Here is a 26,101-nt window from a genome sequence, read left to right on the forward strand (position 1 = left end):
TTTAATTCCTAGCAAATTTGCCGTCTACTTCTACTGTTTCAAATATGTTAATAAAAGCATTGTTATCATGCTTACGTACTATTTGTTTTATTTGCATAGTTTCGTATCGGGTAACGACCATCATCAAAATTTGCTTCTGCTCTAATGTATAACCACCGTATCCATCAGTAATTGTTACACCACGATAAATCGTAGTCAACAGCTCTTTTCGAATCAGTTCCCCTTGTGTAGTAACAATTTGCATCGTTAATTTTTCATGATTCGTATAAATGGTGTCCACCATTTTTCCAGTAAGATAAATAGATAAAAGTGTATATAAAGCAATTTCCCAGTTAAAAATCGTACCAGATATTAAAACAATCAGTCCATTCATGGCAGTTAGTAACATGCCAACACTTACATTACTCATTCTTGATACAATAATGGCAATGATATCTAAACCACCTGAAGTACCTGAGTACTTTAAGATAATCCCTACTCCAAGTCCACCTATAATCCCACCAAAAATAGATGAAAGCAAAATGTTATTTGTAACTGGTTCAGTTGGTATTATATACAAGAAAAAAGAAAGAGAAACAACGCATAAAAGTGTATTAAAGGTTATCATTTTTCCAAGTTTAAAATAACCTAAAATGACAATTGGTAAATTTAGGGCAAAGTTCAAGATACCAGTATCAAATGGTGTAATTATTCCAAGCAAAATAGCGATTCCACTGATTCCACTACTCAAAATACCATGCGGGACTAGAAAGCAATTGAAACCAAATGCTATAACGAGTGAACTGATGATAATTATTAAGTTTTTCATAAAATTAATACTCCTTCTTACATTTTCATAAAAAAACTCGCCCCTCATTAAAGGACGAGTTTTCACATCTTTTACATGTTTTATCCATCATTTATATAGTGCATTTTATATCACGATAGAAGTTAATGTATCAGAGTTTATTATGCTAGTCAACAAACAAAAACGTTTGTAAGTGAGTGAGTCACGCGGAGTCGGTCATGCTATACTGTTACGACATGCAGATCGAGAACAAAGTAGACTCGAATGACACGCGTCATTAAACCGATTAAATATTCCCAAAAATATTATTTCATCTTTTTTATTTGACCGTAATTTTTCCGTTATCCGTTTCTAACTTGATTAAGTTTTCACCGTTTCCAAATATAGATTGTTTGTTGGATGAACCGAAAATATCAATCTTACCGTTATCTACATTTGCATCAATTGTAGCATTTTGAGGTTCTTTGTCAGTTTGTATTTCAATAAATCCATTATCTGTTTCCAACTCAATAGATCTTTCTAAATTAGTTGAAAGAAATATGATTCGTCCATTGTTTGTTTCCGCTTTAATCTTACCATCTACTTCTTCCATTAGTATCTGTCCATTATCAGATTCAACATTTACGTTCTCTGCTTGAATATCTTTTAATTGGATAGAACCATTGTTAGTAACTAGAAATGCATCTTTGAAATGCGTATTTTCCACTATGATACGTCCATTTTCCAACTCTGTTTTTAACTCATTGTATTCTTTTTCTGGTACATATACTGTTAACTTAGTATTTAGAGAGGAAAAACCAAACTGAATGAAATCCCAGCGTTTTTCTATTAATTCAATTTCCAACGTATCTCCTTTTACATCAGCGGAAAAATTGTATTTCGTTCTTTTTTTTGATTTTCCTGAGAATACAACTTTTGTTTCTTCGCTTTTCGAAGGTAAAAGTTCTACAGTAGCATTATCTGACGTTATCTGAATATTGTTGTATGATTGATCTTTCACAATTATTTCGTCTGATTTCAGCACGAGTGTATCTTTTAAGTTCAAGACAATATTGATTGCTGCTCCCGCCAATAAAATAAACAATGATATGATAGCAATTTTCTTTAGATTCATCTTATATATCCCCCAATTAATGGTTTACTTGTTATAACCTTATTATACGGTAGGCAGAAATCATTCCAATGGCCTGAAGAAGTGAAATGATCTCAGCCTTAAGACGTATTTAAAAGTACATATATAATTGGAGAAACTAAGTTGAAATACTAAATCTGTTGTTCTAATTCTTTCGTTTTTTCGTTTAATAGCTCTGTATATACGGTCAATTCTTCTTTGTTATTCGTTTTTATATATATTGGTTCACCGAAGATAATCGTTGCTTTTTTCATATTCCGTAACTCTTTTAGTGTACGCGGTCCAACGTAAAGTGCAGGAATAATTGGTGCTTTAGCTAAATTGCTTATCGTAACAGCACCTCTTTTTAAAGGCACCTCGTCAGCAGTGCGTGTGCCGCTCGGAAATATCCCAACTACTTCTCCAGCTTTTAATAATTTTACAGGTTTCTTTATGCTGCTTGGAGAAGTATTTTCTCTGTCCACAGGAAATGCATTTATTTTTTTCAAAAATGAACCAACTATTTTATTTTGAAAAAGCTCTTTCTTTGCCATAAAATGAATCGGACTTGGGATACACATCCCTAGAATTACTATTTCTAACCATCCTCTATGTGTACAAGTTACAATATACCCTTCATTTTTAGGTAACAAATGCTTGTTTTGAACCTCTACTTTCCCAAACAACCGTACAACTATTTTTGCTAATGTTAATGTAAATCGATACATAATTCTCACCTTTTTATCATCTAGTTTTAGTACCTAGTGCTAATTATAAAGAATAATTTTAAAAAAACTAGACTTAAGGTTAAAAATAATTAGGTTTGTTGTACCATTTAGGAACGTCTAACTTAAAATTATCAAACTGATTTAGTGTAAACCTTGTATACCCTTGAAACTTCTCCAACTGTTTAATTGCAATTTCATGGCCCCATACTTCTGCAGACACAATATGCATGGCTGCATACAACCGATGTAATTCCCAAAAAGAGAAAGGGATCTCCTCCATGTTGTGATAACCATCTACTACTCCACATGAATAGGCTTTACTTGTCTGTACATTAAAATATTCCATCTTATAAAATTCATTGATAGGATCTGCATATCGTATTTTTTGCATATCAATTAAGCCTGAAAATCGGTTTTCATCGATTAATATATTACCAGTATGAAAATCATAATGTTGAATACTACTTGGTCGATTTTTTAATAAATGAAGATTTTCCTTTATAAATGGCAATATGCATTTATATTTAGGATTCTTTCTAACAATTTCTTCAAACAGCGGTGCTTGTCTAGCTATTCTATTTCCCCATGTTTCATCCCAACTTGGATACCCTACAGGAGCTGATATACTATGCATGTTCTTAAGTGTCTTTCCTACCTGCAGGCCAATTTCGTATTGAGTCGTTTCGCTTTTACTCGGCAAGGCAGTTTCCCCATTTTCTCCATTTATATAGTCCAAAATCATATAGGCTTTGTCATTAAAAACTCCGATATTATGTACAAATGGAATATGGGAATCGAGTGCATGAACAGCATTTATTAGTTCCGCTTGCATTTCTAACTTTTTTATATCTGTTTGTGGAGAAAAACGAAGTAAATATATTCCATCTACACACCATTTCTCGTCTTCCGAATAACCTTCATCAATTTTTTGATAAGATGTACATTTTTTTAGAAATGGAATATCTGGTTTAAACATCATTTACCTCCTTCTAATTTTGTTTTTTAAAAATTCCAACACTAGCATTAATATTACTAAATTATTACACCCAACGACACAACAAAAAACCAATCTGCTCTTCTTTTAAAAGAAAAGAGACTGGCTTTTGAATGAATCCGAATTTTTATACAGCTTTCAAATTCAAGAACACGTTAATAGCAAACATAATAACGCTGAACACAACTAATACCCCACCGATTGCTGTAAAAACAGTTGCTATTTGAGCTCCATTTAATATTAGAACTGCCAAAGCTATCATCATCATAGGAAGCCCAATATTGCTGCTCCAGAAGTGTAACTTAGCATACAAGTTGTTGCTTGTACTTGGGAATAAGTGATACACAAAACCTGCTAGAGCAAAAGAAGCCCATCCTATCAGATTGATGTGTACATGTACTCCTTTTAATGCATAGTCATGCACCATAGACATGTAAAGACCTAGGATCACCCCTATGGCAAAATAAACAACCGAAATCTTAATAAATTTAATACCCATTATTCTCGTTTTCCTCCATTGAAATAGAATAATAAAATAAGTGCTTATATATTCTATTAGGAGAATAAAATGAGTATTCTTATCACTGTTACTTATTAATTCCACGTATCATCTAATTTATCTGAATAAAAGCGGATCGCTTTTTGGTAACGTATAATCTCTTCATCGTTTGTAGAATCCAGCAAACTGGATAGTAGTATTTCCATAGCCTTATTATGTTCGTTTAGGTTGTAAAGAGTCATCGAGTAAAATACTTTTATTGCCTTATTGTTTGGGAACAAGTTCAACCCTTTAAGAAATATCTTTTTTGATTTCTCGTATTCTCCTAATGTTCTATATGTACTTCCCAAGCCTAATATAGCACCTTCTAATTCTCTTGTAGGGAGTCCGTATTCAATCGCTCTTTCGTAATAGGGTGCAGCTTTTGCTTCTTCCCCTAAAACATCAAAGCTCCAGGCACATTGATATTGAAGTATAGCTTCAGTAGGAAATGCTTCTACTAACTTGATCAACAACTGATTTGATTCCTTATTCTTTCCTTCTTCTCTTAATTTAAGCGCAATCTCCATTTTTTCATTCAATTTTTGTTCCTCCAGGGTTATGTAGATGGGATTTCTCTTTTAAAATAAGTTAATTCGTGTTTAACTTGAAATCCCGATGCTTTATATAAATGGACTGCTTTTTGATTTTCTGCTCCAACACATAAAGTAATTTCGTTTAATGAATCCTTAAAGATTAGATGATTTAAAGCCGCTCGTACAAGCTTTGTGCCAACTCCTTGTTTTTGATATTCAGGATAAACCGATACATATTCTATCGAGCCTTCTCCATGTTTTGGGTCAGCTTCAACATACACATATCCTTTTATCCCTTCATCTTTATCCTTGTAAATTAATAAGTGGTTATGATCATTTATGCGACTTATGATTTCATCCGCTTTAAAATAAGTGTCTGGAAAAGATAGTTCATGTAGATTTACAAAAGAATCATAATAGGATGGACCATAATAAATAATCTCTTGTTCTTCTTCACAAACAATGTTATCTGCACTTGCATGCAAAATAAAATAATTTCCATTTTCGATGCCATTCATATCCAACACAAATTGTCTTACTAAGGTGTTTTCTGTATTTATAAAAAATGAATACTTTTTTACGTTCTTTTGGTTTAGAATAGACAGCTTGCTCCATAATTGAGTTGCTATAACTTGAAACCTCTCTGGATCTTTAACATAAGGACCCCACACTTCTGCCTGTTTATTTTCTTCGTCTATATCAAGGCCTATTGCTCCTAAGATTTCCTTATTTTCATATGCGACAATGAACGAATTTGAAGATTCTAAAACAAAAAAATCGCTAATAAGTGTTTGGTAAATTTCATTTTCATTTTCTCCACAATAACCAATATGGTAGTTCGAATTACTATTTAAGCTTGCTAGAAAGTGTGCCAGTTTTTTTAAATCTGTTGGAATGGTAAATGTTATTGTCAATTTTTAACCCTCATTTGAAGTGATATTTGAATTCTCTGAAATTATTTATAATTTTAGAATAACAGAAACAACAAAAAATTTTCATTATTTATTTTCTTTGCAGTAGTCGTATAGCTCGTTCACTTTGAATATGATTCTAAGACATCACATTTCGGAGGGCTAATAAATGAATTCTTTAATTACCTATTTCCTATTAGGTGTTTCGTTAGCAGCACCTATCGGCCCTGTTAAGGCAACATTATTAAATACTGGTATTAAAAATGGGTTTTATCATGCTTGGCTTTTTGGTTTAGGTGCAATTGTAACAGACATACTTTATATGCTAATGGTATATTTTGGAGTAGCCCAATTCATTGACTCTCCCTATATGAAGACATTTCTTTGGTCTTTCGGTTTTTTTGTCTTAACGTATACAGGGATTGAAAATATCATGACTCTCCATACTATATCAACGGATCCAAAATTTCGAAAAGTGATCCGTTTAAGACACTCTATTTTAGCAGGGTTCTTAATGGCTTTAATGAACCCTTTAACTATTCTATTTTGGTTAGGAATTTATGGTTCGATACTTATTGGGGGAAATGGGAATTTAACTGGATATGAAGTGATCATTTACAGTTTAACCATATTAGTCGGTATCTCTTTAGTAGACTTAATAATGTCTATCCTATCGAGTAGCACGCGAAAAATCTTATCGAGCCCATTTTTGAAAATTATTTCCCTTATCTCCTCGTTATCCATGATTGGATTTGGAATATATTTTGGTATTCAAGCTTATCGTTCCCTTATAAATTTAATAAACTAAATTAACTATTTTACGTTTTTTGTAAAAATATTTTCAAGGATAATACGTTGGTGCATGGGAATCATACCTGTAACAATAAGAAGTTGAGGTGTGATAATGAATAATATAAACAGAGGGGATTCACAGGTTAGTGTATGGTGTATCGTCAGCTTGGCATCAATCCCCCTCGTCATGACTCTTGGAAACTCCATGCTTATACCCGTACTACCTATTTTAGAGAAAAAAGTTGGAATTACATCTTTTCAATCCAGTATGATCATAACAAGTTATTCAATTGCTGCAATTTTACTTATTCCCGTAGCAGGTTATTTATCTGACCGTCTGGGAAGGAAAAAAATTATCTTACCGAGTCTTATTCTTGCACTTATTGGTGGTTTGATAGCTGGATATGCATCATGGAAAATGGAGAATCCTTTTACATGGATTATTATAGGAAGGATTCTACAAGGAATTGGAGCATCTGGAGCTATGCCAATCGTATTACCACTAGTCGGAGACTTATATAAAGATGATGATGAAAAAACAAGCTCGTGTTTAGGAATAATTGAAACTTCGAACACCTTCGGAAAAGTGTTAAGTCCTATATTAGGATCTGTTTTTGCAGCCATTCTATGGTTTTTACCGTTCTTTTCTATCTCTTTATTCAGCTTGATTTCCATTATCCTAATATTTTTCTTTGTTAAAGTGCCAAAAGACTCCGATGAACCTGTAAAACTCAAAGAATTTATTGGTAATGTAAAGAAAACATTCAAAAAAGAAGGTAAGTGGTTATTTACCGTATTTCTTAATGGAGCTTTCGTAATGCTTATATTATTTGGAGTTCTTTTCTTTTTATCCGAGATGCTAGAAATAACACACAACATAAAAGGGATTAAGAAAGGTTTCGTAATTGCTATTCCTCTACTGTTACTTTGTATTTCATCATTTATTACCGGTAGAAACATTAAGGGTGATATTAAGACCATCAAAAGAATGATGGTACTAAGTTTGATTATTACCTCTGCAAGTGTCGTCTTCGTCGGTTTTGTAAAAGAAAAACTTATTCTTCTATTAATCGTAACGAGTATTGTAGGTATTGCTATAGGTGCACTTTTACCCGTTCTAGATGCAATTATAACTGAGAACATTAGAAAAGAAGAACGTGGAACAGTCTCTTCTTTTTATAGCTCTGCAAGGTTTATAGGTGTTGCTGCCGGCCCTCCTATCATGTCTTTAGTAATGAAAAACTACCTCAATATAAGTTATATTATTGGAGGGATCATTGGCCTTCTTCTTTTATTTTTGGTATTTAAATACGTTAAAGTTGATGAGTTTGAAAGTAAATCTACGTCAAAATAAATAAAAGGATCGAACAGCTTATTACGCTGAAGCGATCCTTTTTATATTTAATCTGACTTTAAACTAAAAATTATAAGGAATATTCCTGCAAAAAGACAAATAATTCGTGTAAGAGATATTTTTTCAGCTAATCCGGATAGTCCAATTGCTGTAGTAACGATTAAAACAGTTGGTCCAACTAGAGCAAGTAATGTATTAATATAAAATGCTTTTTCTAAATCATTAAATTTTAGCATAAATAAAGCAGCTGTTATTTCTATACTTCCTGAAATCAATCTTAGTAAAATGATAAAAAATAGCGCCTTTTCTATTAAAATGAATACCCGCTCCCCAACTTATTATAACCCACTACTATATATATACGAGTTAATACAAACGATTATGCAAATTAAAAAGGTGCTAAATCTAAAGTTGGGGTGTGGTAATATTGTTCAAACAATTTCACTGCACCCTTTCTTGCTAATCGCGCGATGATTTTCGCTAAGGGTCGGACGCTCACCCCGGGCACGGCTTCAACTAATTTTTTTCAGGAAGCGCCTCCCGAAAAAAGTGGATTTTCAGCTCGTGCTGTTCCCGGTGGGGTGTCGCCTCCCTTTCGCTACATACAAAGCTGCTATCCAAGATGATTTCCTACTTTTTTATATAAATGACTAAGTAAAATCTTCGCCTTAAAATACTCGAACTTACGATAACCATCGTCATTTCCATTAATAATTTTTGATGATTTATCCATACCTTCCAAAAAACCATTCGAATAGGCAAATGCATAACTATTTAAATCTCTACATGCAAATTTTATAAGTATTAATCGTTATAGATTATGATATGGAAACTTGTTTTTTGGAAGCTTGTATAAGCTCGACTATTTTCTCCTTGTTATTCAAGTGGAACGCTTCTACTATTGCACTTCCCACAATTACACCATCTGTAATAGCACCCATGGATACTACTTGTTCTGGCGAGGAGACTCCGAATCCTGCGAGTACTGGAATAGGACATAGTTCTTTTAATAATATTAAATGTTGCTCTAGCTGTTCATTAAAACCATTTCGAACGCCAGTAATACCATTTACAGTAACTGCATAAATAAATCCTTCCCCTAATGCAATAATTTTTGCAATACGTTCAGGTGGGCTTGTCAAAGATACTAGTGGAACTAGTGCTATATCAGTATCTTGAAGGGACACTCTTAGTTGATTACTTTCTTCGACAGGTACATCCGGAACGATCAATCCAGCAATACCAATTCGTTGACAGTCATTCGAAAATGTTTCTAAACCATAACTTAAAATCGGGTTGAAATATGTCATTAATATAAGTGGAATATGAACTTTTTCATGAAAAGAATCTAACGCTTGAATAATTAATCGAAGATTTGTACCATTGGCAAGTGAACGTTCTCCAGCTCTTTGTATTGTAGGACCATCTGCTACAGGATCAGAAAAAGGAATTCCCACTTCAATGGCAGTTGCTCCATTTTCTTGAAGAAAGAGAATTTGCTCTTGTAATGATTCAAGTCCTCCGTCACCAGCCATTATATACGGAATAAACGCTTTTTCACCTTTTGAAAGTACTGCCTCAATCTCCGCTGTTAGTTTTGTTTTAGTCATTTCCCTGCACCTCCTAACGCATCTCGTACTGTTTGAACATCTTTATCGCCACGTCCAGATAAACATATTACCAAAATTTGTTCTGCATTCATTTCCTTCGCTAATTTTGCAGCAAAATGAACAGCATGAGAACTCTCTAAAGCTGGAATAATACCTTCCTTTTTTGAAAGTAATTGTAGGCCTTCGAGTGCCTCTGAATCTGTTACAGATGTATATTTCACACGTCCAATATCATGTAAATAACTATGTTCAGGTCCAACTGCTGGATAATCTAAACCTGCTGAAATAGAGTGTGCTTCTTGGATAAATCCATTTTCATCTTGTAAAATATACATATATGCTCCATGCAATACGCCTTCTTTTGCTTCTGCAGTTGCGGAAGCATGTAAACCTGAAGCGATACCATTTCCGCCTGCCTCTACACCGTATAAAGATACTGTTTCATCCTCAACAAAAGGGTGGAACATACCGATTGCATTACTTCCGCCACCTACACATGCAACTACAGCGTCTGGTAATCTTCCTTCCTTTTCGAAAATTTGCTTTCGAGTTTCAACACCAATTACACGTTGAAAATCTCGAACAATTCTAGGAAATGGATGTGGCCCAAGGGCAGAACCTAAAATATAGTGGGTATCTTCTACATTGGATACCCAGTACCGAAGAGCTTCATTGACAGCATCTTTAAGAGTTCCTGAGCCTTGATCAACTGAAACGACCTTCGCCCCAAGCAACTCCATCCGAAATACGTTTAATTCTTGTCTCCGGACATCTTCTTTTCCCATAAAAACAACGCAATCCATGTCGAATAATGCACATACGGTTGCAGTTGCAACCCCATGCTGACCTGCTCCTGTTTCTGCAACAATTTTATTTTTCCCCATACGCTTTGCAAGTATTGCCTGACCAATCGTATTATTGATCTTATGTGCTCCTGTATGGTTTAAATCTTCTCGTTTTAGGTATATTTTTGCTCCACCAAGTGCTTGTGTAAGTCGTTCTGCAAAATAAAGAGGTGTTTCACGTCCACTATATTCCTTTAAATAGTAATTCAATTCTTCTAAAAAAGAAGGATCCGCAATTGCCTCATCATACGCTTGTTCTAATTCATTTAATGCGGTCATCAATGTTTCAGGAACGTACTGTCCGCCAAAACGTCCATATCTACCAGCTTTTACTTCCTCATTAGTTTTGACCATTTGCTTCTCTCTCCTCATCTTTAACAGCTTTAATAAATGCTCGAATCAGCTCGCTATTTTTTTTACCGTCTATTTCTACCCCACTAGAGACATCTACCATATAAGGATTTACACGTTTAATGGCCTCTTTCACATTTGTAGGATTTAATCCTCCAGCTAATATTATCTTTTCTTGCTTGACCTCGTGCCCTTTCATTAATCGCCAATCAAACACAATACCACTACCGGCTTGGGGTGCATCAAACAATAAATAATCTGTGTCATACTGCTTGGAACGCTCAACATCTTCCTCACTTCGTACAGAAAATGCTTTTATGGAAGGGTAATTATGCACTTGAATAAATTCTGGCGTTTCAATGCCATGGTACTGAACAATATCTAGTGCTACTTCCCTTACAGTATCTTCTAATTCCTTAGCTGTCGGGTGAACAAATACCCCTACCTTTAATACGCCTACTGGAACCTCTTTAGCTAGTTCTTTTGCCTGTTCAATCGTAAGTTTTCGTTTACTTGGTGCAAATACAAAACCAACTGCGTCAGCACCAGCATCAATCGCTGCTCTTACATCCTCTTTTTCCATCAATCCACAAATTTTTACTTTCGTCATTTGGCTATTACACCACGCTTCACTTGTAAAGAACTTATTGCATTTTTGATATCTCCACTTCTCATAAGCGATTCTCCTACAAGGACACCACTCGCTCCATATCCTGCAACTTTGGATGCGTCCTCAGAAGTCCAAATACCACTTTCACTTATTAATACACGTTCCTCATGGAAAGGAAAGATAGATGCAATTTCTTCGGTACGAGCTAAATCGACCTCAAATGTACGCAAATCTCGATTATTTACCCCAATAAGCTTCGCATCGAGCTGTAGGGCACGTTTCATTTCCTCTACATCATGTACTTCCATTAATACTTCAAGCCCTTGATCTATTGCATACGAATAAAGTTTAGCTAACTCTTCTTCGCTGAGCGCAGCTACAATAAGTAAAACAACAGAGGCACCTGCATTTTTAGCGTAATCTATTTGAATAGGATGTATTACAAAATCTTTACACAATATTGGGATTGGCACAGTTCGAGCTACCTCTTCTAAATCAAAAAAAGTTCCTTTGAAGAAGGGTGTATCAGTTAATACGGATATACAAGCAGCTCCAGCTTGGTAATAGGCTGTAGCTTGTTCGCTAGGATTTACACCTTCTGCTATCAATCCCTTCGATGGGGAAGCACGTTTTATTTCCGAAATTACTTGTAACTGATTATTTTGATACATAACTTCAAAAAGTGAAGGTCTTGTGATTTGTATATTTTTCTTTTGCAAATTCTCTTTCAACATTTCCTCAATTTGGTCCTTCTTCTTTTCTAGAATCTTATCTAAAATAGTTGTCATGACACAACCTCCTGCATAACCGCTTTTTCACTGAAAGCAATTACTGCCTCTAATTTTTCTAGCGCTTTTCCAGATAGAATAGTATCAGACGCTATTTTAACTCCTTCTTGGATAGTGCTCGCGATGCCGCTCGCAAAGAGGCCGATACCACTATTGAATAGGACGGTATCTAAATAAGGACTACTTTCTCCCTGAAGAACTTTTCGCATAATTTTTGCATTTGCTTCTCCGTCTCCTCCACGTATTGCTGTAACAGGGGCAGATGATAATCCAACATCATCTGGTGTAATGGTAAATGGGATAAGATCACCTTTGTCTACGAGAACCAATTTGTTTTTACCTGCTAAGGATGCTTCATCCATACCTCCAGCTCCACTTACGACAATAGCTCTTTCTCTTCCAAGTATTCGTAGTACTTCTGCATATTCCATCGTGAAATCTGTTCTATTTATTCCTGTATATTGTGTTTTAAGTGCCACAGGATTCGTTAAAGGTCCAACTAGATTGAATATAGTTGGTTTTCCTATTTGCTTTCGCGCATTACTAATACGTTTTAACTTTGGATGAACATTCGGTGCATATAAAAAAGTAAGACCTTCTTGTTTTAACAGTTCAATTGATGCTTCAGCCCCGATAGAAGGTTGAATTCCTATAGCTTCTAATACATCTGAGCTACCTGCTGCACTTGAGATTTTCCTATTTCCATGCTTGGCAATAGTCGCTCCGGAACTTGCAAGAACAAATGCTGATGTTGTACTAATGTTAAAGCTATTTAAACCATCTCCACCTGTACCACAGTTATCCATATACTCCCCTGGTGGTTCATTAAGCTGGATTGCAAAAGACTTCATTACTGTAGCAAGAGCAGCAACTTCCATAGCTGTTTCTCCTTTTTCCGAAAGAGCAATTAAAAAATCAACAATATCTTGTAAATTGGTGTTTTCTTGAAACATCAGATGAGATGCCTCCACCATTTCGTCATACAATAATTGCTCTTGCTTCTCTACTTTTTCAATAAAATCTCTCATCTCAATCTCTCCTCTTCTCATCTCAACTAAATTCTTATAATCAATATGCATTTGCATATCTGTGTCTCGATTTATTTAATGGGTTGTTTCTAATAAAAAATCTGAGACAACTGCAAGTGCTTTGATTTCTAAAAAACAAAAAAAGCCCTCTTCAAAGGAATTCAGAAGAATCCCTTTGAAGAGGACGGTTTTGACCGCGTTGCCACCTCTAGTTGGAGCTTAATGCTCCCACTTCATTATCCTGTAACGTAGGAAATACGTCTATCTCTAAAACGAATAGTCGTTCTCAAGATAGCTCTCATAAGTCCATTCACACTAGATACAAATCAGTTCTCACCAGCCACTGACTCTCTTCATTGCAAACTAATGCTACTCTTCTTATTCAAACAATTTCTCAGCTATGCTCATCTAGTCTCGGCTCGTCTGTTCAATGGGCGAAACCGCTATCGGTTTCTTCTACCCGTAACCGAACATAAAAGTTACTACTATGATAGTAGGAATACTTCCAATTGTCAAATAATATTTTCCCAATATAGAAAAAATTCGGTTTTCCGAAGCTTACCTCTCGCTTTGTGCGGCTCGCATTTGTCTGGGACACATTGATTTCCTTTCCAGGCGGACGCTTTCCGCCGGCATGGCTTCAGCCGCTTCCTTCGCTACGCTCAGTCCAGGGTCTTCAGCTCATGCTTTTCCGGCTGGAGTCGCCACCTTCCATTCCAATCAACTAGTATATACTTACAATTAAGCCTTTCTTCTACCTAAAAAACCTCGTTTTCCTGTAAAATAAATTAAAGTAACTGAAGGTAGGCTCCAGATGATCTAACCTTAAGAAATCCACAATTAAAATCAGGAAAGATACAATAGATAATCATGACAATAATCAAAATAATGGAACGAGACAAATTAATCAACTGCCTTTTTTCTTCAATCTGAGATACTAGTATTTATCCTAGTATCTCATTTCTCTATCGCATAGTTTCAATTTGTCGGAACAAGTTGTATTAATATTGTATGATTTCCTATTACAATTTCTGTACCAACCATTTCATTTTGAGTAAATGTTAAACTGTTCATCAACAAGTTTTGTTGCAGCATATTCTTAAACTTTTCAATTACTCTTTGTAGCTCTTCATCCGTTTTTACTATTATATCTACACGCATATCGATTGGTAGCTTTAACTGTTTTCTATATGATTGTATTGCTCTTATTAATTCACGTGCCATTCCCTCTTGAATCAGTTCTTCGGTTAATGAAAGGTCTAATGTAACTGTATAATCGCCACTAGTAGCAGAAGCATAGCCTTGCTTCGCTACTTTTTCAATCTGCACATCTTCTACTAAAACTTGTGATTCTTCAGCGTTTTTCATATTTAAATAACCAATTTGTATAAATTTTTTCACTTGTTCTTCGTCTAAGTTTTGTAGAAAAGTATTAATTGCATTAGATTGATTTCCAAACTTCGCACCAGATTTTTTAAAATTCAGCTTTAATTTAGTAGAAACGAACTGATCATCATTATCTATCAGTCGGAATAGCTTTACATTCAACTCTTCTTTGATGATATCTTCATATAAGTCCCAGTTTACATCTTGATGCAGACTCATTAGAGATAAACTACCTAATGGTTGTTTTATTTTCAATGAAGTTGCATTCCTTATACTCCTTCCTAACTCCACTACTTGAAGAACCGCATCCATCTCTTTCTCAAGCTTCTGATTTATGAGGTGTTCTTCTGATTCTGGAAAATCTGTTAAATGAACACTTTTACCTGTCAAGTCCATAAACACATCTTCTGCTATAAACGGCGTTAATGGTGCTAATAATTGAGTCGTTTTTGTTAAAACTTCATAGAGCGTTTTATATGCAGCTGCTTTGTCCGAATTCATGCCATTTGACCAAAATCGTTCTCGAGATCGTCTAACATACCAATTGCTTAGTTCTTCTAATAGCTTTGCGATTTCCCTAGCAGCGTTTGTAAAATGATAAGCATCAAAGTTCATTCGAGCTATTTTAATAGTGCTATGCAATCGTGATAATATCCATTCATCCAATTTGTTATTTTTTACTTCATATTGCGCATCTGGACTATAGTTATCCAAATTAGTATATAAAGAATAGAAACTATGCACATTATCTAACGTATCGACTAATTTGGATTTAGCCTCTTGTACAATCCGTTCTGAAAAACGTTTAGTATTCCATGGTGCACTGTCAACTAATAACGCCCATCTTAATGCATCTGCTCCGTATTTTTGAATTAACTCTACTGGATCTAGTGCATTCCCTTTACTTTTAGACATTTTTTGTCCATTTTCATCTAAAATATGACCTGTAGAAATTACACGTTTATAAGGTGCTTTTCCCGTAAATAAAGTGGATACGGCGAGTAAGCTGTAAAACCACCCTCGAGTTTGATCAATTCCTTCAATAACTACATCTGCAGGAAATTGTTTTTCAAATAACTCTTTATTTTCAAAAGGATAGTGATATTGTGCAAATGGCATTGAACCACTATCAAACCAAACATCAATTACTTCAGGTGTTCTGATCATCGTGCCGTTACAACATACACAATTCAACTTAATGTTATCTACATATGGTTTGTGCAATTCAATGTCATCAAAAGGCTGAATTGAGTGGAGTTTTAATTCTTCAATACTTTTGGGTGCAATTTCATGCTTACATTCCTCACATTCCCAAATATTCAGAGGTGTTCCCCAATAGCGTTTTCGACTGATGTTCCAGTCTACCATCTGCTCTAAAAAGTTTCCAAACCTGCCATGTTTAATATGCTCTGGGTGCCAAGTGACACCTTCATTATTACGTAAAAATTGATCTTTTAGAGCTGTTGTTTTGATAAACCAGCTTTCACTTGCATAATACAAAAGAGGTGAATCACAACGCCAGCAATGCGGATAACTGTGTTCGTATTTTTCTTTATTGAAAAGTAATTCTCTTTCCGCAAGATTACGAACAATATCCACATCGCAATCTTTTACAAACCTTCCTTCAAAGCCTTTTACATTAGAAGTATACCTTCCTTTTTCATCAACAACATTGATGAAGGATAATTCGTTTTCCTTCACTACTTTATAATCCTCTTCTCCATATGCTGGTGCAATATGGACTATGCCTGTTCCACTTTCTGCTGATACATAATCAGCCAATACCACTATATGTCCATTTTCCACATCAACAAAATTAAAGAGAGGTATATAAGAAATATCTTTTAAATCTTCCCCTAAATGAATCGAAAGTATCTCATAATCTTTTTTTAATACAGTGCTAGCTAAAGCTTCCGCAACTATATATATGTTTTGCCCTTGTTTTGCTCGAACGTATTTCATCGAAGGGTTAACGGCCAATGCAACATTTGCTGGTAAAGTCCAAGGAGTCGTTGTCCATCCTAGAAAATATTCATTTTCTCGATCTGTTATTTTAAATTTTGCCGTAGCAGATAAGTCTTTCACAATCTTATAACCTTGTGATACCTCATGTGAGCTAAGAGAAGTTTGACAACTAGGACAGTATGGAGAAACCCTATGACCTTTCTGAAGTAATCCTTTTTCATGAATTGTACCGAGTATGTTCCATTCACTTTCAATATAAGTGTTACTTAATGTTAAATATGGATCATCCATATTTACCCAATAACCTAGCTGTTCGGTAAAATTTCGCCACTGCTTTTCATAAGTAAATACACTTTCTTTACACTTTTCAATAAAAGCCTCTACACCATACTTTTCAATCTCGCTCTTCCCAGAAATGCCTAATTGCTTTTCTACTCCAAGCTCGACTGGTAAACCATGTGTATCCCAACCCGCTTTACGTATTACTTGATGTCCAGTCATTGTTTTATACCTTGCAACGACATCTTTAATTGTCCGACCTAATGCATGACCTACATGAGGCAAGCCATTAGCAGTAGGTGGTCCTTCATAAAAGACAAAAGACGGGCTATCTTCTCTATACTCAATGGTTTTTTTAAAGGTTTCACCTTTCAACCATTGCGCTCGAATTCGCGCTTCTCTTTGTAGAACAGATTCTTTTTCGTTCGCTTTAACCATTCGATATCACTCCTATTTTTATTAATAAAACATACAAAAAACCCGTCCCTGTATAAAGGGACGGGTTTAACCGTGATACCACCCTAATTCTATTGGAACTCTCGTTACACAATAGCACTTAGCCACGTACAATCATACGTGTTCCTTTTAACGGTAGACACCCGGTCTCACTTACTCATTTTCAGCTCGACTTCTTAGAGAGGATTTTCATCTATGAACTGAACACCGACTTTCAGCATTTGCCGGCTCTCTTTGGAACAGTTTCAACAACTACTTTTTCTCATCAACGAATTTGTATGGTTTTATTGTGGATAAATTTAACATACATCAAATTGATTTGTCAATTTAGTATATGCATAATTTGATCCAGTTACTCAAATGATTTTCTAACTTTAACTACTCCAGTATTATTTTGAAAATAAATCAATAAATCTGTCCATTCATCATTTTCAAAAGAAAACTCTTCTCTCTTACATTCAAATTTGAATCCTGCACGTTCAGCTAATTTTTTGGATGGATCGTTATCTGTATTAATATGTAATTCAATTCGATGAAAATTTAATTTGGTGAAGAATAATTCTGTCGCCGCTTTTACACTTTCAATGCCATATCCATTCTTCCAGAACTGATTGTGTATCGAGTATCCCATCATCGCCCATTGATAATCCATTCTTAAAATGGTGATTAGTTCAACCTTTCCAATATTTTTTCCATCTTCTTTTCGAAATAAGCCAAGTATATACATCTCATCTTTTTCGGCTGCCTGTTCAAAACTATTTATCCAATTGATATACCATCTTCCGTATAGGAAGACATCTCTTTATGACCATCATCATAGTTGTATTGAGAAGGGAGACGATTATCAAAACCTGCGTACCAATTAGTATAGTCATTATCGTTAAATGGTCTAATGATAAGCCTTTCAGTTGTCGCATATAATTTTGTATTTTTCATTAGATGATTTCCTTTTTATGTAATATAGTTAAAACTAACACGACACTCATAAGTTTGTTGGAGCCAAGAGGAAGAATCTATTCAATGTCTCCTTCAAGCTAATGAGTGTCAGGTTTGAGTACTCAAAATCTCTTCACTTGTAAAATTTTCAAATATACGAATTTTCTATAGTTGTTGGTCTTGGAGTTTCTTCTTCTACCATCTGTTTTGAATTAGTTGTAAAGCTCAAAGCTAAGATGACCATGCTAGAAAGGGCTAAAAATACAATTCTCTTTTTCAATTTATAAATCCTCCCATTTATTAATAAATTTTTCTTTAAATAAAATCTGATTTGATTTTTGATAATATAAACCAGCTGCTTTAAATTTATTTTGTTTAAAATAGTAATTTGCTAATAAAATAGAATACTTTTGAACATGTCGATCATCTTGGATGTTTTCAAAATGATGGATAGCTTCCTTTAGTACCAGTTCAAGTTCTTCGGATAAACTATGGAAAGTTCTATATATTTCTATATGAAAATAATATGAAATATTTTCATTGCTAGAATTTTTTCCCACCTCTATCCTTTCTAAGCCTTTTTGACACCACTTTAGAACTTGTTCATGATCCGCTTGCTTTGAATACTCTTTAATAATGGAAAAAATAGTTATTAGGTATCTTTCTGTATTACAAATTTTTTCCTTGGATCTCAAACTACGCTCATAGAACTCAATGGCTTTTTCATGACTCCCCTGGATTGCGTGTAATGAACCTAGATTTTGATAAATCACCCCCTCATAGTGTATAAGTTTATAATCTATTGCTAGCTTTCCAGCAAAATTATAATTCTTTTCTGCTTCTTCATATTTCCTCATTCTTTTATGTGAAATTCCTATCACGATGAAATTATCAATTGCTCTTTCGAACAAGAGATTGTCCTTATAGTAGACCAAAGATTTGGAAGCATAGTTAATTGCGTTAAAAAATTCATTGCATTTAAAGTACGTTAAGCTTAGTACATTATAGTAATCAGCGATCTCCCATTCTTCATTTGTTTCCTTATTTACGAATTTTAATGATTTCTCCAATTGATTTAATGCCTTTTGATAATTTCCATCCAAATAATAATACAGTCCAAGATTAAGATTAATAACAAACTTTTGTTTATCGTCCATATCATCTTTTATTTTCACAAGGACATTGTAGGTCGTTTGAAGGTTATCTTCCTCTTCGTTTAAAATTAACTGGAGACGAAACATAAATAGGTGATAACTATAGAAATTATTTAATTGTAAGAAGTAATGCTTTCTTTTCGTAAACTCTTTCAAGGATCTTCTTATTAAATTTTTATCCCTGCTCAAAATGCCAGTTTTATACAACTCATATAACAATGCAATTACCTTATTTTCTTCTTCACTTGAAACTTGATCTATTTCTATTTTTAGTCTTTTGAGTAAAAGCCTTATAACTTCGTCACTTGGAACTGTTGTATTATTTTCAATTTTGCTTAAATAGGATGTAGAGCAGATTCCCTTGGCCAATGTGTTTTGTTTCATACTTTGGTTTATTCTTTCTGATTTTATTATATGACCTATACTACTCATTTTCTTCACCCCTTATGAATTAGTAATGTACTAATTCTTGAAATAAAATAAATATCCTTTCTTAATCGCTCGACTCAAAACGACTATTTCATTGTAGAAATTCATATTAATAGGTAGAAGATTGTTGAATATAGGCGATTTCAATATCCAATTTTTATTACAAAATAGTAATATTTCATTATTACATGAAATTTGTTTGATTTTAGTAGTAATAATCCAGGAAAAAAAAGGTTATTTCCCAACTTATAATTATTCTAAAAACACAAAAAAATTAGTATAATCTAATAAAGATTTATTATTTTATCAATGAAAGGTATTTGAGGTAGTTAGAAGTATTATTTTTTTCGGACAAGTCAGTTTGTCATGATGATAATGTATTTCTCAACAGGTATATCATGTAGTTAGAAGAATGGTGAAATAAAATAAAGAAAGGAGGATACTCATGATTGGGGAGGGAAACATCGTACAATTAATTGGCAACTTCGGATTTCCCATTGTAGTCACTATTTATTTATTACACCGATTTGAGAATAAAATAGAGTCTCTTGAAAATACCATTCACAATATAGCAAATGTTGTTAACAATAGTATTGAAAAAAGAAAGTGATGGTGTAACATGGACGAAAACTGATATCCTGTTGATTAAATAAATTTTTTTAAAATAAACTACTTTTTTCATACGGCAGTTTAGCTTATTTTCACTCTGGACCAACGATACTCTTTTATGAAGATCGACAGTAGTGAAAAGTAATCCATCACGAGTGATAACTCAGACATGGATTACTTTTTTCATGTCAATAATAGATCTATACCAACTGTAACACTCCTTCTTTCTAAAAAAAGATTATCCCTCCAAATTCCATTCACTTTTCCAATCCTCTCACGAATGCCTTATTCTAAATCCATTTTTCTTATGGAGCTAAATACTAGTATTATTTTCAGGGAAGATCGCAGCTTGCAAAGTCCAAAAATCGGCTACTTCCGACTTTTTGATTAATGCTTGCAGTAGTTAAATTACCGATTCCTTTCCCCATTGCATTTGCATGAATTAAATACTGACCTCCCATACTCCTGAATACACACTAACGTACAATCCAAATGTGCTTTCATCTTCCATTGTTCTAATGAAAATAGAGCTTTCGTCTCAAATGAAGCAAACAGAGAAAAAACTAAAATGGAGCAAGAATCAACTTTTGGATGTTGATTCTTGCTCTTCTCATTTATGCTTAAGATTTAACTGAATAGCCAGTGAATCTATTAAAGTATGAAGCGGATTAATAATAGTTATAGAGGTCTCCTTCTCCACTTGAATAGAAGCATTCACCATCGATAATTGGGCAACTGAAATAATTTTATTTTCCGCTTCCAATAATTTATGTATGCATTTAGATATTGCTTCATTGTATTTCTCACTTAGACCCTGCATAAGTAGTTCAAATGAATCTTCAATTATGACAACATCCATCTCTATATTCTTGTGACGATCACTTAAATAATTATTTAATCTATTCAAGGTACCTTCAACAGTTGCAGGATTAGTGAACAGAATAACTTGTGGTTCATCAATTGAAGCTATTACTTCGAAATAAGGTTCATCGATTTTGATAATTGGTATGGATACTAAATAATCATCCTCATTTAGTAATGCAACGTAGTTAGTACAAGTTATAAGAATTGCATCTACATTACTTTTTGCAATCCATTCTATTTGTTCCTTAACTTTTTGTTGAGCATCTGAATTGCTGAAACTTGTATCATGAGTAACCCTATTCACAAGACCAGGGTCTACAAAATGAACTAGTTCTATTTCATAAGACACTAAAGCAGATTCTATATATTCGATATTTGAATGATGTGCGTGTAAACATGCTAATTTCATTTTAGCTCTCCTGAATACATGCTGTAATTTAGATTCTTGATAGAATGTTTGAAATCCATAATTTTAGTGAATATCTGATTTGGTTTTGTAATAAAATCATCTGCTTGATAATTTTCTAACCATTGTACTCCAATTGTAACAATTCCTGCTTGTACGCCAGCTAAAATATCAGCCTCGCTATCTCCGATAAATACCGCTTCTTCTTTTTGAACGTTTAGAATGGACAATGCCTTATTTACTCCCTCTGGATGAGGCTTTGGGAATTGTACATCATCTCCTGTTATTATTACATCGAATAGTTCCTCCATTTGGAGCGCTTTTAATGAAATATCTAAACTTCTCTTTGCTTTACCTGTAACGATTCCAAGCTTTATACCCAATCCTTTTATATAAGTTAGTAAATCTTCTATTTCTATGTTTCTTTCTACTAAATGGTGATGTTTTTCTAAATAGCTTTCATAATACTTCTCAATTGCCTTCTCTTTGTTATTATTTAAAAGGTTTTCTCTAATGATTCCAGTTTCAGAAGGACCAAACATAGCTTTTATTTCTTCTGAAGATAATTCTTTATTATCAAACTCTTGAAAAACACTCTGAAAAGAGTAGTAACAAATTGGCAATGTATTCGCTAGCGTTCCGTCAAAATCAAAAATAATGGCTTTCATTTTAAAATCCCCTTATGGTTTATATTATTTAATCATTAAATTCCATATGCTTTTTTTCAAGTCGATAGTACTCCATTCTGTCTTGTAATGTACCGGTATGAAATTCGAATTTATGACCGTCTAGATCAGTGAAGTAAATAGACTTCTTGTCTCTTTTATCTCTTTCTCGTCCTACAAGTATATTTACTCCCAACTCCATTAATCTTACGTGTGTATTTTCAAAGTCGGCTTCCTCTATTGTAAAAGCAATATGTGTATAGGACTTATTAATTTCATTTCGTGGTACATTCTTTTCTTCATTTAATGCAAGCCACATTCCACTTAAATCAAAATAAGCGGTACTTTTTCCTTTCACCAATAGCCTTGCATCAAATACATCTTGATAAAATTTGATCGATTGCTCTAAATTGGATACAGAAAACAAAAAATGATTTAAGCCTTTAATCTTCATTTCTTCCCCTCGTTTTTAATTTCTATAGGTTTATAAATTGTGTATCCGGTATTTAACGAGTTCTTTTTATTCTCATCTATTCTTCTAACTTCTATTAAGTGATTCTCATAAAAAGATAGCCTATATATGTCTGGCATAGCGAGCATCTCCCAAAAATGAAAATCATATTGCTGATCAAAGAAGTTCATGATCAAAACCATGATGTTACCATGTGTGCCGATTACAACATTTTTTCCTTTGTATTCATCTAGAACTTGCATGGTTGCTGTAATCCCTCTTTGTTGTGCTTTTTTATTCGACTCACCACCATCAAAAAAGAAATCAGGGTTTGACCATACTTTTGTTATAGCCTTATTAAAATCTTCTACAGGAAGTAAAGACAAAGTGCGTTCTCTAAAATCTTTATTAATCTCAATGTTACAGCCAAGGTACTCGGAAATACCTTCAACTGTTTGAATCGCCCGTTTATATGGGCTAGAAATGACAAAGTCAATGTTTTCTAGCTTTAATCGATCGGTTACTAACTTTGAGTCTTCTTTACCTCTGACTGATAGTGGTCTTTCAAGTTCATTAGTCGTATATGTAGAGTGCGCATGTCTAACAAAATATAAATTTGTAATCATAATTTTCACCTCTTAATTTGTACGTAAAGAAAATATACCTTTCACAAAAGGTTCTTTTAAATTTGTATACGTTGTTATATTTATACTTTTTCTTTCAGCTAAAGCTACTTTTAACTTTTTATATTCATCTCTTGCCTCATCTATTGTATTTAAGTAGTCTCTAAAAAAAATTAGGTTTTTCCAAAGCTCTTTGTCGTAATCGACTAAATGGATATAATGTGTTTTTACTTTGTATGTATCATCTAAAAATTTTGCTAATACAATTTCTCCCGGCCTTTCCACTCGCAATGGAAGAAAACCAATACTCTGGAGAGCTTTCATCATGTTGTTATCTATATGTTTTGTATCTTCAATGCCGATTAAAATATCGATGATTGGTTTTGCTACCATATCTTTAATTGCCGTACTACCAATATGTTCGATCCGTTTTGTTTCCAATTTAGTTACCAACATGATCTCTTCTTTAACTCTATTAAATTCTATATTCCATTCACTCGTATAATTATTTAATTTTACTTCATCTTTAGATAATCCTAGCCTCATGAAAAACTCTCCTGTTTCATAAAATTACCCCTCTTACATATTCTTCAAGAGGGGAGGATAATCCTTTATTTCAGTAATAGTTCGTCTAAAAAGGTAACTAAATCTCTTTGATTTTCTGGTGCAACACCATGTGAAACAGGATAGTTCTTAAAGGTAACACTTGCTCCCTTTTCTAAGAAATAGTCTCTACTAGCAGTTCCCCATTCAAATGGAAGCATATTATCAAATTCGCCATGAGATATAAATGCATTTAATTTATTTACTGGTTGATGTGCATACTCATCTTTCACAAACGACGGAATATAGCCACTTAGTGCAACAATTCCTTTTATTTTATCACCCATTACTAATGCTAATGATTGAGTCAATATAGCACCTTGGCTAAAACCAAGAAGGAAGAGTTTATTTGAATCAATCGAATGATTATTAGTTATTTCTTTGATAAATGACTGAAGATCTTGTACTACCTGATCAAATACTGCACGATGAGGTTTTCCGAGACCCTCTATCGTGAAAAAGGCATATCCAGGTGGTTGAGAAATTGGCCCACGTATACTAAATATATGGCATTTCTCCTTTAAGTTAGAAACGAGTCCAACCAAATCGTTTTCATTACTTCCCATTCCATGCAATAAAAATAATGCTGGATATTTTTTATTCTCATCTGAAATTTGTGGAGAACTATGAATATAAGTAAAATTTGAATTCATTACTTCTTATCCTTTCTTTTAGGTATCGACAAAGTTGTCCACTTGTCTTCTGGTGTAACTTGTTTGGCTATATATATTACCTGTCCCACATGAATTGAAATATGTGTAATACTCCGAATGATTGCTTCCAAAACAGTATGTGGTTTATTGCGAATATAAATAGTTTGAAGTAAGTGTTTTTCTTCTATACTGTCTATCGCTTTGAAAAATGCATCACACCCATTTTCCCACACTTTAAGCAACTCTTCCCGTGATTCTATCGTACTTTCGAATTCACTATCACGATCTCTGTCTTTTTTTTCTCCATCAGTTGTTAAAAAGTCTGTCCAACGAGAAATTAAGTTTCCACTCATATGCTTCACCAGTACATCTACACTATTTGATTGTTCGTTTGGTGACCAACAAATGGATTCTTCCTCCATTTGCATGATCGCTTTCTTTGTATCACTTTTCAATTCCTCCAATTTTGACCGTATATTTCGAATAAAATCAGCATGAAAATTAGTTGAATTTGACAATCTAATCATCTCCTTTAAAACATAGTTCAATAAATATTATGAATCTCCTTCCCCATTTCTTTTGATAAACCAAAATTCTTTGAGTAAAAGGACATTATTGGTAATATTATACTAGAATATATTGAATAGGAGTTGTTTTTACTACTATGAGTAAAAAAATAGAATTTGGTAAAACCGGATTATTTGTAAATCCCGTTGGCCTTGGAACAAATGCAGTTGGTGGCCATAATTTATTTCCGAATTTAAATGATGAAACCGGAAAAGACATTGTGCATACAGCACTTAATCATGGAATTAGTTTTCTAGATACTGCCTTTATTTACGGCATCGGAAGATCAGAAGAGTTAATTGGGGAAGTATTAAAAGAAACGAAGAAACGTAGTGAAATAATTCTTGCTACTAAGGGCGCTCATAAAATGACCGGTGAAAAAGTAGTCATTGACAACTCACCTGCATTTTTAAGAGAAACTGTGGAAAACAGTTTAAAACGACTTCAAACGGACTATATTGATTTATTCTATATTCATTTTCCCGATGAAAACACACCAAAAGCTGAGGCAGTCGGTACTCTTCAACGTTTAAAGGAAGAAGGAAAAATCCGTGCAATTGGAGTATCCAACTTTACTTTTGAACAGTTAAAAGAAGGTAACCAAGATGGTTATATTGAAGTTCTTCAATCTGGATATAACTTATTAAAACGCGATGCAGAAAAGGATTTGCTTCCATATACAAATGAGCGTAATATTTCCTTTATTCCTTATTTTCCGCTTGCTTCGGGCTTATTAACAGGTAAGTATGATAAAGGCAGTACTTTTAGAGAAGGTCTCACAAAAAATCCGTTATTCCAAGGAGAAACATATATTAACAACTTAGAAAAGGTAGAGCAGCTTCGCCAAATTGCTAATGATAAAAATGTAGGTGTTTCTAATATTGTGCTTGCATGGTATTTAACGAAAGAAAATATTGATGTTATAATTCCAGGGGCTAAAAAACCTGAACAAGTTATAGATAATTTGAAAACTGTAGATGTTCAATTAACAAAACAAGAAATAGATAGAATTGACCAAATATTTCATTAAATAAATAGAACAAGAGGCTGAACGAAAGAATAATCTTTCTCA

At 33.8% G+C, this 26,101-nt stretch carries 27 protein-coding genes, 1 pseudogene and 2 other annotated features; of the genes and pseudogenes, 4 read left to right on the top strand and 24 right to left on the bottom strand.

Translation table 11 applies throughout. From position 1 onward, the window contains the following. Position 1: 1 nt before the first annotated feature. The 7 genes from AM499_RS07205 to AM499_RS07235 form a co-directional block, all read right to left on the bottom strand. The gene (locus tag AM499_RS07205) at positions 2 to 808 is read right to left on the bottom strand and encodes a YitT family protein (RefSeq protein WP_053589563.1); all 807 of its coding nucleotides are present in this window, start codon (positions 806 to 808) and stop codon (positions 2 to 4) included. A 298-nt stretch (positions 809 to 1,106) separates the two neighbouring features. Continuing rightward, entirely contained in the window at positions 1,107 to 1,901 is a 795-nt protein-coding gene (locus tag AM499_RS07210) for a DUF4097 family beta strand repeat-containing protein (RefSeq protein WP_053589564.1), read from the bottom strand. A gap of 149 nt (positions 1,902 to 2,050) precedes the next feature. Then, on the bottom strand, positions 2,051 to 2,626 hold the full coding sequence (locus tag AM499_RS07215) for a lysophospholipid acyltransferase family protein (protein ID WP_053589565.1): 576 nt from the start codon (positions 2,624 to 2,626) through the stop codon (positions 2,051 to 2,053). A 79-nt stretch (positions 2,627 to 2,705) separates the two neighbouring features. Further along, positions 2,706 to 3,602, bottom strand: coding sequence for an aminoglycoside phosphotransferase family protein (locus AM499_RS07220; RefSeq protein WP_053589566.1), 897 nt, complete (start codon positions 3,600 to 3,602; stop codon positions 2,706 to 2,708). 145 nt (positions 3,603 to 3,747) lie between these two features. Continuing rightward, complete coding sequence (locus AM499_RS07225) at positions 3,748 to 4,119, bottom strand: cytochrome-c oxidase (protein ID WP_053589567.1); 372 nt, start codon at positions 4,117 to 4,119, stop codon at positions 3,748 to 3,750. A 95-nt stretch (positions 4,120 to 4,214) separates the two neighbouring features. After that, positions 4,215 to 4,700 (bottom strand): tetratricopeptide repeat protein, encoded by a 486-nt coding sequence (locus tag AM499_RS07230; RefSeq protein WP_053589568.1) that lies wholly within the window; start codon positions 4,698 to 4,700, stop codon positions 4,215 to 4,217. 17 nt (positions 4,701 to 4,717) lie between these two features. After that, a complete protein-coding gene (locus tag AM499_RS07235) occupies positions 4,718 to 5,608 on the bottom strand; it encodes a GNAT family N-acetyltransferase (RefSeq protein ID WP_053589569.1) in 891 nt (296 codons plus the stop codon). Positions 5,609 to 5,774: 166 nt separating this feature from the next. Between AM499_RS07235 and AM499_RS07240 the strand changes: the two genes are divergently transcribed. Together AM499_RS07240 and AM499_RS07245 are read left to right on the top strand one after the other, a co-directional pair. Beyond that, a complete protein-coding gene (locus AM499_RS07240; protein WP_053589570.1) occupies positions 5,775 to 6,413 on the top strand; it encodes a LysE family transporter in 639 nt (212 codons plus the stop codon). A gap of 96 nt (positions 6,414 to 6,509) precedes the next feature. Further along, entirely contained in the window at positions 6,510 to 7,751 is a 1,242-nt protein-coding gene (locus AM499_RS07245) for an MFS transporter (protein WP_172794335.1), read from the top strand. A gap of 47 nt (positions 7,752 to 7,798) precedes the next feature. Here AM499_RS07245 and AM499_RS07250 read toward each other — a convergent pair whose 3' ends face one another. The 10 genes and pseudogenes from AM499_RS07250 to AM499_RS07290 all read right to left on the bottom strand — a co-directional run bounded on the left by AM499_RS07250 (position 7,799) and on the right by AM499_RS07290 (position 19,591). Beyond that, entirely contained in the window at positions 7,799 to 8,068 is a 270-nt protein-coding gene (locus AM499_RS07250) for a YqhV family protein (protein WP_053589571.1), read from the bottom strand. Between the two features lie 501 nt (positions 8,069 to 8,569). After that, a complete protein-coding gene (gene trpA / locus AM499_RS07255) occupies positions 8,570 to 9,361 on the bottom strand; it encodes a tryptophan synthase subunit alpha (RefSeq protein ID WP_053589572.1) in 792 nt (263 codons plus the stop codon). Beyond that, a complete protein-coding gene (gene trpB, locus AM499_RS07260; RefSeq protein WP_053589573.1) occupies positions 9,358 to 10,560 on the bottom strand; it encodes a tryptophan synthase subunit beta in 1,203 nt (400 codons plus the stop codon). The genes trpA and trpB overlap by 4 nt, the downstream gene beginning before the upstream one ends. After that, positions 10,547 to 11,167, bottom strand: a complete 621-nt coding sequence (locus AM499_RS07265) for a phosphoribosylanthranilate isomerase (RefSeq protein ID WP_053589574.1) — start codon at positions 11,165 to 11,167, stop codon at positions 10,547 to 10,549. Before AM499_RS07265 ends, trpB begins: the two co-directional genes overlap by 14 nt. Next, a complete protein-coding gene (trpC, locus tag AM499_RS07270; RefSeq protein WP_053589575.1) occupies positions 11,164 to 11,955 on the bottom strand; it encodes an indole-3-glycerol phosphate synthase TrpC in 792 nt (263 codons plus the stop codon). Before trpC ends, AM499_RS07265 begins: the two co-directional genes overlap by 4 nt. Next, entirely contained in the window at positions 11,952 to 12,983 is a 1,032-nt protein-coding gene (trpD, locus tag AM499_RS07275; RefSeq protein ID WP_197275603.1) for an anthranilate phosphoribosyltransferase, read from the bottom strand. The genes trpC and trpD overlap by 4 nt, the downstream gene beginning before the upstream one ends. Before the next feature lie 177 nt (positions 12,984 to 13,160). Further along, positions 13,161 to 13,378, bottom strand: a binding site (T-box leader). Positions 13,379 to 13,961: 583 nt separating this feature from the next. Beyond that, positions 13,962 to 17,051, bottom strand: a complete 3,090-nt coding sequence (gene ileS / locus AM499_RS07280; protein WP_053589576.1) for an isoleucine--tRNA ligase — start codon at positions 17,049 to 17,051, stop codon at positions 13,962 to 13,964. Between the two features lie 53 nt (positions 17,052 to 17,104). After that, positions 17,105 to 17,347: a binding site (T-box leader), on the bottom strand. Positions 17,348 to 17,421: 74 nt separating this feature from the next. Beyond that, positions 17,422 to 18,005, bottom strand: a pseudogene (locus AM499_RS07285) (GNAT family N-acetyltransferase). A gap of 148 nt (positions 18,006 to 18,153) precedes the next feature. Further along, positions 18,154 to 18,285 (bottom strand): hypothetical protein, encoded by a 132-nt coding sequence (locus AM499_RS22230; protein WP_269432416.1) that lies wholly within the window; start codon positions 18,283 to 18,285, stop codon positions 18,154 to 18,156. Position 18,286: 1 nt separating this feature from the next. Continuing rightward, positions 18,287 to 19,591, bottom strand: a complete 1,305-nt coding sequence (locus AM499_RS07290) for a helix-turn-helix transcriptional regulator (protein WP_053589577.1) — start codon at positions 19,589 to 19,591, stop codon at positions 18,287 to 18,289. Positions 19,592 to 20,033: 442 nt separating this feature from the next. Here AM499_RS07290 and AM499_RS21290 point away from each other — a divergent pair, with 442 nt between their 5' ends. Beyond that, positions 20,034 to 20,198 carry a YvrJ family protein gene (locus tag AM499_RS21290; RefSeq protein ID WP_082355195.1) on the top strand — a complete coding sequence of 55 codons (165 nt, stop codon included), beginning with the start codon at positions 20,034 to 20,036 and terminating at the stop codon, positions 20,196 to 20,198. A 609-nt stretch (positions 20,199 to 20,807) separates the two neighbouring features. Here AM499_RS21290 and AM499_RS07295 read toward each other — a convergent pair. From AM499_RS07295 to AM499_RS07325, 7 genes are all read right to left on the bottom strand, one after another. Next, the gene (locus AM499_RS07295; protein ID WP_053589578.1) at positions 20,808 to 21,470 is read right to left on the bottom strand and encodes a hypothetical protein; all 663 of its coding nucleotides are present in this window, start codon (positions 21,468 to 21,470) and stop codon (positions 20,808 to 20,810) included. Continuing rightward, a complete protein-coding gene (locus AM499_RS07300) occupies positions 21,467 to 22,135 on the bottom strand; it encodes an HAD family hydrolase (protein ID WP_053589579.1) in 669 nt (222 codons plus the stop codon). Before AM499_RS07300 ends, AM499_RS07295 begins: the two co-directional genes overlap by 4 nt. 28 nt (positions 22,136 to 22,163) lie before the next feature. Then, positions 22,164 to 22,586, bottom strand: a complete 423-nt coding sequence (gene fosB, locus AM499_RS07305) for a metallothiol transferase FosB (protein WP_053589580.1) — start codon at positions 22,584 to 22,586, stop codon at positions 22,164 to 22,166. Beyond that, on the bottom strand, positions 22,583 to 23,209 hold the full coding sequence (locus AM499_RS07310) for a histidine phosphatase family protein (protein WP_082355196.1): 627 nt from the start codon (positions 23,207 to 23,209) through the stop codon (positions 22,583 to 22,585). The genes fosB and AM499_RS07310 overlap by 4 nt, the downstream gene beginning before the upstream one ends. A gap of 12 nt (positions 23,210 to 23,221) precedes the next feature. After that, on the bottom strand, positions 23,222 to 23,752 hold the full coding sequence (locus AM499_RS07315; protein ID WP_053589581.1) for a GrpB family protein: 531 nt from the start codon (positions 23,750 to 23,752) through the stop codon (positions 23,222 to 23,224). Between the two features lie 65 nt (positions 23,753 to 23,817). After that, positions 23,818 to 24,462: an alpha/beta hydrolase gene (locus AM499_RS07320; protein ID WP_053589582.1), complete on the bottom strand. Its 645-nt coding sequence runs from the start codon at positions 24,460 to 24,462 to the stop codon at positions 23,818 to 23,820. Next, entirely contained in the window at positions 24,462 to 24,980 is a 519-nt protein-coding gene (locus AM499_RS07325) for a DUF1572 family protein (RefSeq protein ID WP_053589583.1), read from the bottom strand. Before AM499_RS07325 ends, AM499_RS07320 begins: the two co-directional genes overlap by 1 nt. 146 nt (positions 24,981 to 25,126) lie before the next feature. Here AM499_RS07325 and AM499_RS07330 point away from each other — a divergent pair, with 146 nt between their 5' ends. After that, complete coding sequence (locus AM499_RS07330) at positions 25,127 to 26,059, top strand: aldo/keto reductase (protein ID WP_053589584.1); 933 nt, start codon at positions 25,127 to 25,129, stop codon at positions 26,057 to 26,059. Positions 26,060 to 26,101: the final 42 nt, after the last annotated feature.

Source organism: Bacillus sp. FJAT-22090 (genome assembly GCF_001278755.1).
Lineage (GTDB): Bacteria > Bacillota > Bacilli > Bacillales_A > Planococcaceae > Psychrobacillus.

Bases quoted from the DNA above. Each gene is read 5' to 3' on its own strand.
- AM499_RS07205 (WP_053589563.1), bottom strand. From the start codon at position 808: ATGAAAAACTTAATAATTATCATCAGTTCACTCGTTATAGCATTTGGT.
- AM499_RS07210 (WP_053589564.1), bottom strand. From the start codon at position 1,901: ATGAATCTAAAGAAAATTGCTATCATATCATTGTTTATTTTATTGGCG.
- AM499_RS07215 (WP_053589565.1), bottom strand. From the start codon at position 2,626: ATGTATCGATTTACATTAACATTAGCAAAAATAGTTGTACGGTTGTTT.
- AM499_RS07220 (WP_053589566.1), bottom strand. From the start codon at position 3,602: ATGTTTAAACCAGATATTCCATTTCTAAAAAAATGTACATCTTATCAA.
- AM499_RS07225 (WP_053589567.1), bottom strand. From the start codon at position 4,119: ATGGGTATTAAATTTATTAAGATTTCGGTTGTTTATTTTGCCATAGGG.
- AM499_RS07240 (WP_053589570.1), top strand. From the start codon at position 5,775: ATGAATTCTTTAATTACCTATTTCCTATTAGGTGTTTCGTTAGCAGCA.
- AM499_RS07245 (WP_172794335.1), top strand. From the start codon at position 6,510: ATGAATAATATAAACAGAGGGGATTCACAGGTTAGTGTATGGTGTATC.
- trpA (WP_053589572.1), bottom strand. From the start codon at position 9,361: ATGACTAAAACAAAACTAACAGCGGAGATTGAGGCAGTACTTTCAAAA.
- trpB (WP_053589573.1), bottom strand. From the start codon at position 10,560: ATGGTCAAAACTAATGAGGAAGTAAAAGCTGGTAGATATGGACGTTTT.
- AM499_RS07265 (WP_053589574.1), bottom strand. From the start codon at position 11,167: ATGACGAAAGTAAAAATTTGTGGATTGATGGAAAAAGAGGATGTAAGA.
- trpC (WP_053589575.1), bottom strand. From the start codon at position 11,955: ATGACAACTATTTTAGATAAGATTCTAGAAAAGAAGAAGGACCAAATT.
- trpD (WP_197275603.1), bottom strand. From the start codon at position 12,983: ATGAGAGATTTTATTGAAAAAGTAGAGAAGCAAGAGCAATTATTGTAT.
- ileS (WP_053589576.1), bottom strand. From the start codon at position 17,051: ATGGTTAAAGCGAACGAAAAAGAATCTGTTCTACAAAGAGAAGCGCGA.
- AM499_RS07290 (WP_053589577.1), bottom strand. From the start codon at position 19,591: ATGAGTAGTATAGGTCATATAATAAAATCAGAAAGAATAAACCAAAGT.
- AM499_RS21290 (WP_082355195.1), top strand. From the start codon at position 20,034: ATGATTGGGGAGGGAAACATCGTACAATTAATTGGCAACTTCGGATTT.
- AM499_RS07295 (WP_053589578.1), bottom strand. From the start codon at position 21,470: ATGAAATTAGCATGTTTACACGCACATCATTCAAATATCGAATATATA.
- AM499_RS07300 (WP_053589579.1), bottom strand. From the start codon at position 22,135: ATGAAAGCCATTATTTTTGATTTTGACGGAACGCTAGCGAATACATTG.
- fosB (WP_053589580.1), bottom strand. From the start codon at position 22,586: ATGAAGATTAAAGGCTTAAATCATTTTTTGTTTTCTGTATCCAATTTA.
- AM499_RS07310 (WP_082355196.1), bottom strand. From the start codon at position 23,209: ATGATTACAAATTTATATTTTGTTAGACATGCGCACTCTACATATACG.
- AM499_RS07315 (WP_053589581.1), bottom strand. From the start codon at position 23,752: ATGAGGCTAGGATTATCTAAAGATGAAGTAAAATTAAATAATTATACG.
- AM499_RS07320 (WP_053589582.1), bottom strand. From the start codon at position 24,462: ATGAATTCAAATTTTACTTATATTCATAGTTCTCCACAAATTTCAGAT.
- AM499_RS07330 (WP_053589584.1), top strand. From the start codon at position 25,127: ATGAGTAAAAAAATAGAATTTGGTAAAACCGGATTATTTGTAAATCCC.